We start from the raw sequence: 11,284 nt of genomic DNA, 5'->3' as shown, positions 1-11,284 counted from the left end.
TACAACAAATATGACTGTTAAATATTTTTTATACTTTAAAATATTTTGTAATTACTTTGTTTTCAAAGGTTTTATTGATTTACCTCAATATAATCACCTTTGTAAAAATATGGTTTTTGGTTGTTTTTTGACTTAAATCAATGTTAACCTTACTAATATTAGGTATATATTACCCAGCTCAATAAAAATCGAAAGTTAACACCATAATCAAACCACATTCAGTGGACTAGGAGATAGTTATGATCCAAGGTATTCAAATTACTAAAGCAGCAAACGATGACCTACTAAACTCAATCTGGCTACTAGATAGCGAGAAGAATGAAGCTCGTTGTGTTGTTGCTACTGCAGGTTTCGAAGCTGACCAAGTTATCTCAGCTGCAGACCTAGGCGAGTACGAAAGCCGTGAAGTTGCAATCGAAGCAGCACCACGCATCGAAGGTGGTCAACACCTAAACGTTAACGTTCTTAAGCGTGAAACGCTAGAAGACGCAGTTGCTCACCCAGAGAACTACCCACAGCTAACTATCCGTGTATCGGGTTACGCTGTACGTTTCAACTCTCTAACAACTGAACAGCAACGTGACGTTATCGCACGTACGTTCACTGAGTCTCTATAATTTTTAGAGCTTAAATTAGAATACAAAAACGGCGCTCATTGAGCGCCGTTTTTATTTGTTCGAAAAACAAATGGACGTTACGGTTGAACTCGACGAAGCACAGCTTTTAGCGCTTCAAAATCGTTATCAAGATCTTCAGACAACAATTCCATCGCCGCGTGTTTTGCTAGCGGGCCAGGCAGTTCGATATCAGAACCTAGGATGTCATCAACCACTTCTTTGAATTTCGCTGGGTGTGCTGTACACAGGAACAAGCCAGTTTCGTTCTCTTGCAGTTGCTCTTCCAGTAGACGGTAAGCAATCGCACCATGTGGTTCACATAGGTAACCTTGTGCTTTTAGGTCGCGAACTGACTCAGCGCTCTGCTCGTCAGATACTTTACCTTTGCCTAGTGTATCTAAGCCCCAACCTTTCAGTTGGCAAAGCTCTTCGATACGAGGCCAGTTGTTTGGTTGGCTTACGTCCATCGCGTTCGATGTTGTCGCAACAGTCGGTTTTGGATCCCATTGACCTGTTTCTAGGTAACGAGGAACAGTGTCATTTTCGTTAGTTGCTGCGATAAAACGCTTAACAGGTAGACCTAGCGCTTTAGCCAATAGACCAGCAGTTAGGTTACCAAAGTTACCACTTGGTACAGAGATAACGAGGTTTTCACGTTGCTCTTTAGTCAGCTGAGAAGCCGCCTCAAAGTAGTAACAGATCTGAGCCATTAAACGGCTGATGTTGATCGAGTTTGCCGAATTAAGACCGATCTCTTTACGCAGTTCAGCGTCATCAAATGAGTCTTTAACTAGAGCCTGACACGCATCAAAGTCACCATCAATCGCCACAGTGTGGATGTTCTTGCCAAGCGTACAGAACAGCTTCTCTTGCAGTGGGCTGATCTTGCCTTTCGGGTAAAGAATCACAACATTGATGTCTTCCATGCCGTAGAAAGCATGCGCAACCGCCGCACCAGTATCACCTGATGTTGCCGTTAAGATAGTGATTTGACCACCATCAGAAACAGCTGCTAAAGATTGAGCCATAAAGCGGCCACCGAAATCTTTAAACGCCAGTGTTGGACCGTGGAAAAGCTCAAGCGCGTAAACGCCGTCTTTTACTTGGTTGATTGGTGCAGGGAATTGGAACGCTGCATCCACCATTTGGTCGATCTGTTCTTTTGGTAATTCATCACCAATCAATGCTGACAGAATCTTTGAGCTACGAGGGACAAAGTCCTCTGCTAGCAGCGCATCGATATCATCAAACTTTGGCAGTTCAGATGGGAAAAATAGACCTTGATTACGGCCTAAGCCTTGACGAACGGCTTGGCCAAAAGAGACTTGTTCATCATTTTCTTTGATGTTGTACAGTTTCATAACTCACTTCCTGTAACGATCGAACCCTGCTTATCTAGGCGACAAACGTGAACGAATCCTTCTTCATTTTGTACGTAATTTTGTTCTAACCAGCGTGCAACACGCTCGGCGACATCTTGTTCTTTGCAAATGCTAAATAGAGTTGGACCACTACCAGAAATACCAGTAGCCAGTGCCCCAGCTGACAGCGCGTATTTACGAGCATCAGCAAACCCTGGAAGCAGTTTCTCACGATATGGTTCAGCGATCACGTCTTTGATCATCTTCGCCGCCAGTTCAGGTTGACCTGAATGACACGCGTGGATAAAGCCCGCTAAGTGACGACCATGAGCAATAATATCCTGACGACGATATTGAGATGGTAGGATCTCTCTCGCTTCAGCCGTTGAAACCTTAATACCCGGATAAGCCATTACCCAGTACCAGTCGTCAAAACACGGTACTTCTTGGCTGATGATGCCTAGCTCTTCAAGCATGAGCTGCACACCACCAAGGTAACATGGCGCAACGTTATCGTAGTGGATACCACCTGAAATCTTGCCTTCCATTTCACCCATCAGAGCAAGCAGTTCAGTTTCATTCAGGGGCTGACCGTGAAAACGGTTTAGCGCATCCAGTGCCGCGACGATTGAACATGCACTAGAACCCAAACCTGAACCGATAGGCATGTTCTTTTCTAGTGTCATTTCTAAAGGCTTTAGCGTAACGCCTTTTTTATCAAGCTCTCTCGAGAACACCACCCAGCAGTCGTAAACGATGTTTTCTTTTGCTTCAGTTGGCAGCTTAGAAACAAAGCTGCCTGCAGTTTTAAGTGAGAATGGTTCATCACCGGCTTTAACCATAACTCGGTCACCTAGCAGCGTGCCATCCACTGGAGACACAGCGGCCCCCAGCACATCAAACCCTACACTGACATTACCGATTGATGCAGGAGCATAAACGACAACATCCATATCACTTGAACTCATTCTTAAACTCCTAATTTCCAACCAAGAGTACGCATCACATCAGAGAATACGCCAGCAGCTGTTACTTCAGTACCCGCGCCGTAGCCACGCAGTACTAGAGGGATTGGTTGGTAGTAACGGCTGTAGAATGCTAATGCGTTCTCGCCATCTTTAATCTTGAACATTGGGTCGTCGCCATCAACAGCAGCGATACGAACCTTACACTTACCTTCAGCGATTTCACCCACATAACGAAGTACTTTACCTTCTTCTGCTGCGATAGCTGACTGCTCTTTGAAGTAAGCATCCGCTTCTGGTAGGCGAGCCATGAACTCTTCAACCGTACCTGAATCATCAAAACCCGGTGGCAGAGCTTGGTCTACTTCAACATCTTCAAGTTCAAGCGCCATGCCTGCTTCACGAGCAAGAATAAGCAACTTACGCGCCACATCCATACCAGATAGATCATCTCGAGGATCCGGTTCAGTGAAGCCGTTATCTTTTGCAATATTGGTTGCCTGGCTCAGTGTCATACCTTCATCAAGCTTGCCGAAGATGTAAGACAGTGAACCTGAAAGAATGCCGTTGAACTTCTCAAGTTCATCACCTGCAGAGATAAGGTTCTGTAGGTTTTCGATGACCGGTAGACCTGCACCTACTGTTGTCTCGTACATCAGCTTACGACGTGAGTTGCGTGCAACTTCACGAAGCTGATGGTAGTAAGCCATGCTTGCTGTGTTTGCTTTCTTGTTTGGTGTTACTACGTGGAAACCAGCCGCTAGGAAATCAGCGTACTGCGCCGCAATACCTTCGCTAGACGTACAATCAACCAATACTGGGTTGATGATGTGGTTACGTTGAACCAAAGCCGCTAAACGCGCTAGGCTGAACTCTTCAGTCGCACTCGACATACGGTCACGCCACTGCTCTAGCGGTAGACCATCGCTATCTAGCAATAAGCCTTTGCTGTTTGCTAAACCACATACGCGAATCACGATGCCTTTTTCAGCCAGTTTGCCTTGTTGACGTTGGATCTGGTCAACAAGCTCACCACCAACACCACCAACACCAACAACGAATACGTCAAGGAAGTGCTTAGAGTTAAATAGGTTCTCGTGACACGCTTTGATCGCTTCAGAGATTTTGTCTTCAGGGATAACCGCAGAGATCGCGCGTTCAGAAGAACCTTGCGCGATAGCAACGATGTTGACGTTCACTTCAGCTAAAGAAGAGAAGAATTGAGACGCCACGCCACGTGAAGTGCGCATACCGTCACCCACTAGCGTAACAATCGCGACATCGTCCATGAACTCAACAGGCTCTAATAGGCCATCTTTCAGCTCAAGTTCAAACGCATCTGATAGCACTTGCTTCGCTTTCACTTTGTCAGCCGATTCAATACAGAAGCTGATGCTGTACTCAGAAGAGGATTGAGTAATAAGGACGATAGAAACGCCTGCAGAAGACATCGCGCCGAATACACGACTCGCCATGCCTACCATGCCCTTCATACCTGGGCCTGATACGTTAACCATCGTTAGGTCACTTAGCGTAGTGATGCCTTTGATTGCTAGGTTATCTTCGCCAGTGTCTTGGCCGATCAAAGTACCTGCACCCTGTGGGTTGAAGCTGTTTTTGATTAGACAAGGAATATGGAATTGCGCGATAGGAGCGATAGTCTTCGGATGTAGAACCGAAGCGCCGAAGTAAGAAAGCTCCATCGCTTCTTGATAGCTTAGCGATTTAAGAAGACGAGCATCATCCACTAAACGCGGGTCACAGTTGTAAACACCATCGACATCTGTCCAGATCTCACAACAATCAGCGCGTAGACATGCCGCTAGAACCGCTGCTGAATAATCAGAGCCATTGCGACCAAGCGTTACTAGCTCACCTTTTTCATTACCAGCCGTAAAGCCCGGCATGATGTTCACGTGACCTTGTGGAAGCGGTGATTGACGGAAGTTCTGAGTTGAAACATCCACATCGACCATAGCTTCAAGGTGGTCACCTTTAGCGTATAGGTATTGAACTGGGTCAATCAGGCTTGCTGGCTGGCCTTTCGCTTCAAGTACCGCTTTCATCAACTGGATTGAAATTCGCTCACCTTTACTGATGATGCGAGCATTTACGTGATTTGGGCACATACCCAGTAGGTTAATACCATTCACGAACTGCTTAAGTTGAGCAAGAGAAGTATCGACCTGCTCTTGAAATGCAGAGCCATCGACTGACGGCAATACAGCTTGAATCTCTGCAAACAATGCAGCGAATGATGATTCGATCTCGGTGATCTGTACGTCTGCTTCACCATTTTTTAGTGCTGCTTCAATAACAGCAACCAGCTTATTGGTTGTTTTTCCTGGAGCCGATAGTACAACGGCTAGCTCTTCTTGCTGGGCATTATTAGCGATGATATCTGCTGCTCGTAAAAAACGATCTGCATCAGCTAATGATGAACCTCCAAACTTTAAAACGCGCATCCCTTTCTCCATAAGTCATAAAAATGGTACAAAAAAAGGCCTGTATCTTGTTGGATACAGGCCTTTTTTTTAAAATCCGTTACTTAGCAGCCTGCCCCAACAATGTGAATGTCGGTAATAATAATGGTTGTGGTCATTACTAGGTGGCTTACGTGCTGCATATCAAATTCTCTGCTTGTGCTTTACTCTACGTGTATCAATTTTTACCACTGGACGTCAATGAAAAGTTGCGTTTTTTTTACATTCGCACCGTTTTTCAGAGCAAACCGTCATTTAAGGGATAAAACACCCTGTATAAACCTTCACTTAAGATACTGGATTTACTCATTGAACAGGCAAGAGTGATCAGTTGCATATATAGTCATAACAAAATGCTATATCGATTGTGCAGCGAACGTACAAGTTCTGTGCTTTAATTGAACGATAACGTTCGAAGAACAATAATAATGACATCAGGAGTGGGAAATGAAGAGATTACTTATTCTTTTGGTTTTTGCTATGCCTGTTGTTTGTTCAGCGAATAGCTTGCCTCTACTACCCAGCCAGATCGATCGTTCTTCTCATAAATTCTTTATCTCCACACAAAACGCGTCGAGTGAAAGCTTCGATACTTGGAAGATAGACAGTGGCTACTCTTATAGCTTATTTTCAGATGTGGATCTTTACGTCGGTACACGTATCAATAGTGCGGCACTGAAACAGGAAAGTGGATTCTTAAGCGGTGTCAGTTATCAGTTCTCAGAAAGAGTCTCTTTCAACAGTTCTCTGCACACCTATAAAGACGAAACCGAAGACAATGAGAAATCGGTAGCCGCAGAAGTTTCCAGCCGAGTGCAACTGACAGATAACCTAGATTTGCATGCCACCCTTGATTATGAAGAGTGGCAGCAAGGTGTTGAAGTGGGATTAGGGTTTCGCTTTTAGTCTCTTTAGCTTGTTCTTTATTTACTAACTAACTCGGATTGAACTACAAGCATTCAGCACATCACAAACCATTCCCCGCTCTAATCTATTAACGGCATTAAATTTGAGTCAGTTACGATTCAATTAACAACTCAGATGAAATTAACACACCATTCCAATCGGCATAAATATAGTCACCAGGCTGAATCAGTTGATTATGTATAGAGAGCGTCACATTCACTTGGCCGACACCGCGTTTCTCTGTTTTGAATGGCGATGCACCTAACGCTTGAACGCCAAGGTCCATTTGCGACATCATGCCAACATCACGCACCGCACCGTTTACAATCACGCCTTCCCAACCGTTTTCTATCGCGAGAATAGCGAGTTGATCGCCAAGCAGTGCCTTCTGGCATGAGCCATTTCCGTCAACGACAAGCACTTTGCCGCAGCCGTCGGTCTCTAAAACCTCGCGAACCTTGGAATTATCGTGATAACAACGAACTGTTACAATTTTTCCAAAGAACGCACCACGTTGACCGAAGTTCTGCAATGGCATGTTCAGTAGGGTGACTTCGCTTTCAAACTCATCACACAAGTCGGGTGTTATATCGTGCATATATCCTCCGTGAGTAAGGCGTTACCGGTTATGTCAGGCTAGCCTCTATGCTTTTATATGTTATTAAAATTAATCCTTTGTTTTCATTGTTCTATGCTCAATTTATTACTCAATAAAAGTTGATTGAGCATATTTATCTACTAGACTCTTAAGACAGCTTTCAGCTTCCTTGGTTCATAATCCGGTCTTTAGCAGGCAAGATGTGCGAAGCATCTAGAATAATCATTCTTGTTTTGGTGCTAAATAGTCACCATAACATTGGTTAAGTTGTAGCCATACTATTAAAGTTTGTTGCGATACGGCAATTGATGTAAATCAACAAAGTGAATGGAATTAACATTCTCGCGTTGTTAGCATGCTGTTAACATTATAGAATCCACTCCAATCACTAAAAGAATGATTGAAAGGCGTACTGGATCTACGTTATTGGGCAATACTTCAAGGAAGGCAGATAGCTGGAAGTAAGTGTTTTTTTGAAAACTTTAAGTTATCATCAAAAATACATTACCTGTATGTTATGTTTTTGCCTAGAATTTATTCTATTAGCACAGTTTCGTCACAAATTTAGGTACCGCCAAATGCAAACCCCGCAGATTCTTATCGTTGAAGATGAGCAAGTAACTCGTAACACTCTAAAGAGTATTTTTGAAGCAGAGGGATATGCTGTTTTTGAGGCTAGCGACGGTGAAGAGATGCACCAAGTGCTATCTGACAACCAAGTTAACCTTGTAATTATGGACATCAACCTTCCAGGTAAGAATGGCCTACTACTTGCGCGTGAACTACGTGAGCAAGCAAACGTAGCGCTTATGTTCTTAACTGGTCGTGATAATGAAGTTGATAAGATCCTTGGCCTAGAGATCGGCGCTGATGACTACATCACTAAGCCTTTCAACCCTCGTGAACTGACTATCCGTGCACGCAACCTTCTGAACCGTTCAATGAGCACAAGCTCTGTTCAAGAAGAGAAGCGTAGCGTTGAGAAGTACGAGTTCAACGGTTGGGTACTAGATATCAACAGTCGTTCTCTGGTTAGCCCAGATGGCGAAGGCTACAAGCTACCTCGTTCAGAGTTCCGTGCTCTACTTCACTTCTGTGAGAACCCAGGTAAGATCCAAACACGTGCAGACCTTCTTAAGAAGATGACTGGCCGTGAGCTTAAGCCACACGATCGTACTGTAGACGTAACAATCCGTCGTATTCGTAAGCACTTTGAATCTGTTTCTGGTACGCCAGAAATCATCGCAACGATTCACGGTGAAGGCTACCGCTTTTGTGGTGACCTAGAAGACTAATTCGATTCGCGCTTCTTACCATTTAGCACTACTCACAAGTAAGTGTTATTAACAATAGAAGCGTCATCAATAGTTATTAAAAAGGGAGAATGCCAACGCATTCTCCCTTTTTTATTGTTCTTAATTGGATAAGGTTTTAGTAAACCGTATCCACCTTAACGTCTTTCTCTACTAACCACTTCACGGTTTCGCCATCTTTAAGTTCAACCGCTACATCAACAGGCTTGTCGCTGTCGATCTCTAGCTGCCATACAAACGCGACTTCCCATTGAGTTTCACTGTGTGTTCTTAAATCAAGATCGTCAGCCGTTACCAACAAGGTGTCTGCACCCTGCTTAACCGTAACACTCTCAACCGCAAGCGTTGCTGGCAGTTGTGAATCTGACTCTAGGTAGATAGAACCATGCAGGGTCTTATCTTGAGTCTCGCCAATCGTTGGCATCTTGTTGTGCCAAAGGTTGCTTTTCATGGTAACTGTTGCTGCAGATACTTCGACTTGATTATCTTGCTGCCATTCTACTTGTGGCGTAGAACAACCCGCTAATGCCACTACACATGCGGCGAATGCTAATTTTTTCATTATTCTTCTACCTTTGATTTAACCAACTCTTTAAGACTTCAATGTCATTCTGGTATTCGTTATTTATCTCATCAACCCAATCTGAAATGTTCTCCCACCACGCAGGCATATCTGGAGATTGAGCTTTCTGGGCAACTTGTTGGATGCGTTTCAGGCCAATAGAACCTGCTGCACCTTTAATCTTATGTGCTTCAGAAACGATACTGGCTTTATCTTTCGCGACCATGTTGGAGTTCAATATTTCCATATACTCCGGCATCATATCTTCGAACATCGCGATGCTATCTAAAACCGGTTTCGGTCCAACAATATCAACATAAGACTCTAGCATATCAATATCAAGCAAAGTGGTATCAATTGCTGAAAGAACAGGCTTACTCGCGTCGACTTTATCAATGCTCTCAACCTTATCCGTGCCCGCTACCTTCTCAATTACCTCTGGTGCATCTTCGATAAGTTCACTGATCACATCTTGGATAGCTCGAACCGACAAAGGTTTGCTGATCGCTTCGTCCATGCCTTTCTGGAAGTACTCTTGCTTGTTGTTTAAGACGTTCGCAGTTAATGCCACCAAAGGTGGTAGCTGACTGTATTTCTCGCGGTAGTATTGAGCAATGTCGAAACCCGTCATGTCTGGCAGTTGGATATCCAACAACACCAAATCATAGTCTTCAGGGTTGAAAGCAATTTGTGCCTCTTTACCCGTCATCACGACTGTCACTTCATGGCCAAGGCTTTCAAGTAGAGAGCGAGCCACTGTGATATTGAGTTCAATGTCTTCGACCATAAAGATCTTAAGATTCGACTGTTTTCTTGGCGTTTTGATCAGAGCCTGAGTATCGTGATTCACTGGAACTCGAATCGAAACCGTAAAGGTACTGCCAAAGCCCTCTTCACTGATGACTTCAATGTGGCCATCCATCATATTAATTAGCTGTTGAGAGACAGCGAGACCAATACCCGTGCCGACAGCGTGCAAGTTGTCCGTGCCCGATTTCACCTGATAGTACATCGCGAAGATCTTCTCGATTTCACTTTCAGGGATACCAATACCAGTATCTTCCACTTCCATCGTAATGTTGGCAAAGTCACCATCAATGTCGGCGCTGACTGTCATCACCACTCCACCATCTTTGGTGAACTTCATCGCGTTACTAACAAGGTTCCACAGTACCTGTCTAAGACGAGTACCATCCACCTCAACAGCAGCTGGAAGATCAGACAATCTTTCTAGATCGAACCTTAACCCTTTCTGCTCAGCCATCAACGCAGAGATACTTTCGATCTCGACAACGAAATCTTCAAAGTTAATAGGCGTAGGGAAGAGTTCAAGCTTACGGCGGTCGAACTTATCCATATCAATAATATCGTTGAAGATATTACCCAGTGTCACCGCGCTCACCTTGATGGTTTGCATCTGCTTGCGCTGTTCGGTGGTCAGTTGGCTATCAAGCAGCATGCGGCTCAAGCCAATGATGCCGTTGAGCGGCGTTCTTAACTCGTGGCTAATAGTTGAGATAAAGGTGGTCTTATCGCGGCTGGCTTTTTCTAACGACTCTTGATGCTCTTTACGTTCAGTAATATCGCGGCCAAAACCAACCAAGCCCAAGTGACGACCATCTTTGCTGTAGAAAGGCACTTTACGCAGTTCGAAGTAACTCTTGCGGCCATCTGGGTATTCAAGCCATTGGTCATAAGTCAGTGCTTGGTTGTCAGCAAATACTTTCTTATCGGTTTCAACAACTTGCTGAGCGACCTCTTTACTGTAAACATCCCAAGGAGTTAAACCAACTAGCTCTTTTTCTGTTTTACCAGTGAGCTCTTCAACCGCACGGTTACAACCAGAGAACACACCATCTTCATTACGGTAGTAAATAAGGTCAGGCGAGGCATCGATAAACGAGCGTAACAGTGCAGTACGTTCTGCGAGTTCAAGCTGAGTACGCTCGCGCTGGAACACCTCGTTTTCGAGATCTTGCATTGCTTCTGCGCGCGCTTCTTCCGCTTTTTCACGCTCTTCAATTTCTTGATTAAGCTTCTCGATATTGAGCTGCATTTTATTGTTGAGTTCTTGGTCTCGCTCACGCATGTCGCCAAGTTTAGAGACCAATTTCGCTAACCTTTGACGTGATTCTTCCAACTGGTCCACGACCACTGACAGAAAATAAACCGCCCAAGGCGTGATCACTAAACCGAAGAAAACTGAACGGACAATGTCGATGTCATCAACATTGCCTTTGAGTGCAAGGGTGATACCGACTTGCACAACAACAGCGAGGGCAACAAGCGCTAGGGCGAGTAAGATAGAAAAGCGGACAATCCCCAGTTTTACGAGTAGATCCACGTAATACTGGGCAAGATTTTTCATGGGTTTCATTTAGCGCTCCATGCGATAAGACTAGCAACATTCTACCCTGTTTGAAGATGGGAGGTAAGCTAGCTACATCACACGCAGCAAGTGTTCAGCGGTAATTTCGAA

General features: G+C 44.5%; 9 protein-coding genes, 1 pseudogene and 1 other annotated feature. Of the genes and pseudogenes, 4 read left to right on the top strand and 6 right to left on the bottom strand.

The window, feature by feature from the left end; genetic code table 11:
* Positions 1-239 precede the first annotated feature (239 nt).
* Positions 240-617, top strand: a complete 378-nt coding sequence (gene grcA, locus AB4623_RS19290) for an autonomous glycyl radical cofactor GrcA (protein WP_017059315.1) — start codon at positions 240-242, stop codon at positions 615-617.
* Between the two features lie 77 nt (positions 618-694).
* On the opposite strand, the gene thrC is transcribed toward grcA, so the two are convergent.
* Genes thrC through thrA form a run of 3 tightly spaced genes read right to left on the bottom strand, consistent with a single transcriptional unit; the run spans position 695 to position 5,408 of the window.
* A complete protein-coding gene (gene thrC / locus AB4623_RS19285; protein WP_017059314.1) occupies positions 695-1,978 on the bottom strand; it encodes a threonine synthase in 1,284 nt (427 codons plus the stop codon).
* A complete protein-coding gene (thrB, locus tag AB4623_RS19280) occupies positions 1,975-2,931 on the bottom strand; it encodes a homoserine kinase (protein WP_032545653.1) in 957 nt (318 codons plus the stop codon). Before thrB ends, thrC begins: the two co-directional genes overlap by 4 nt.
* Positions 2,932-2,948: 17 nt before the next feature.
* Positions 2,949-5,408, bottom strand: a complete 2,460-nt coding sequence (gene thrA, locus AB4623_RS19275) for a bifunctional aspartate kinase/homoserine dehydrogenase I (RefSeq protein WP_372117818.1) — start codon at positions 5,406-5,408, stop codon at positions 2,949-2,951.
* A gap of 29 nt (positions 5,409-5,437) precedes the next feature.
* Positions 5,438-5,556 (bottom strand) — a sequence feature (Thr leader region).
* Positions 5,557-5,873: 317 nt separating this feature from the next.
* On the opposite strand from thrA, the gene AB4623_RS19270 reads away from it, so the two are divergent.
* Positions 5,874-6,332, top strand: a complete 459-nt coding sequence (locus AB4623_RS19270; RefSeq protein ID WP_372147186.1) for a ribonuclease regulator — start codon at positions 5,874-5,876, stop codon at positions 6,330-6,332.
* Positions 6,333-6,444: 112 nt separating this feature from the next.
* On the opposite strand, the gene AB4623_RS19265 is transcribed toward AB4623_RS19270, so the two are convergent.
* The gene (locus AB4623_RS19265) at positions 6,445-6,930 is read right to left on the bottom strand and encodes a putative 4-hydroxy-4-methyl-2-oxoglutarate aldolase (protein ID WP_017059310.1); all 486 of its coding nucleotides are present in this window, start codon (positions 6,928-6,930) and stop codon (positions 6,445-6,447) included.
* Positions 6,931-6,977: 47 nt separating this feature from the next.
* Here AB4623_RS19265 and AB4623_RS19260 point away from each other — a divergent pair.
* Positions 6,978-7,079: pseudogene (locus AB4623_RS19260) on the top strand (ribonuclease activity regulator protein RraA); the annotation flags it as partial.
* A gap of 429 nt (positions 7,080-7,508) precedes the next feature.
* Entirely contained in the window at positions 7,509-8,225 is a 717-nt protein-coding gene (arcA, locus tag AB4623_RS19255) for a two-component system response regulator ArcA (RefSeq protein WP_004741534.1), read from the top strand.
* Positions 8,226-8,361: 136 nt separating this feature from the next.
* Here the strand turns inward: arcA and AB4623_RS19250 are convergent, their stop codons facing one another.
* Entirely contained in the window at positions 8,362-8,805 is a 444-nt protein-coding gene (locus tag AB4623_RS19250; RefSeq protein WP_017070077.1) for a hypothetical protein, read from the bottom strand.
* Positions 8,806-8,812: 7 nt separating this feature from the next.
* Positions 8,813-11,182, bottom strand: a complete 2,370-nt coding sequence (gene arcB / locus AB4623_RS19245) for an aerobic respiration two-component sensor histidine kinase ArcB (RefSeq protein WP_372147184.1) — start codon at positions 11,180-11,182, stop codon at positions 8,813-8,815.
* Positions 11,183-11,284 lie beyond the last annotated feature (102 nt).

It is taken from the genome of Vibrio sp. 10N.222.52.C12 (genome assembly GCF_041474215.1).
In the GTDB taxonomy this organism is placed as follows: Bacteria; Pseudomonadota; Gammaproteobacteria; order Enterobacterales; family Vibrionaceae; genus Vibrio; species Vibrio crassostreae_C.
The sequence above is the reverse complement of the archived record's forward strand: the minus strand, read 5'-3'. Positions and strand labels throughout refer to the sequence as shown.

Coding starts and splice junctions, on each gene's coding strand:
- grcA (WP_017059315.1), top strand. CDS start 240: ATGATCCAAGGTATTCAAATTACTAAAGCAGCAAACGATGACCTACTA.
- thrC (WP_017059314.1), bottom strand. CDS start 1,978: ATGAAACTGTACAACATCAAAGAAAATGATGAACAAGTCTCTTTTGGC.
- thrB (WP_032545653.1), bottom strand. CDS start 2,931: ATGGATGTTGTCGTTTATGCTCCTGCATCAATCGGTAATGTCAGTGTA.
- thrA (WP_372117818.1), bottom strand. CDS start 5,408: ATGCGCGTTTTAAAGTTTGGAGGTTCATCATTAGCTGATGCAGATCGT.
- AB4623_RS19270 (WP_372147186.1), top strand. CDS start 5,874: ATGAAGAGATTACTTATTCTTTTGGTTTTTGCTATGCCTGTTGTTTGT.
- AB4623_RS19265 (WP_017059310.1), bottom strand. CDS start 6,930: ATGCACGATATAACACCCGACTTGTGTGATGAGTTTGAAAGCGAAGTC.
- arcA (WP_004741534.1), top strand. CDS start 7,509: ATGCAAACCCCGCAGATTCTTATCGTTGAAGATGAGCAAGTAACTCGT.
- AB4623_RS19250 (WP_017070077.1), bottom strand. CDS start 8,805: ATGAAAAAATTAGCATTCGCCGCATGTGTAGTGGCATTAGCGGGTTGT.
- arcB (WP_372147184.1), bottom strand. CDS start 11,182: ATGAAACCCATGAAAAATCTTGCCCAGTATTACGTGGATCTACTCGTA.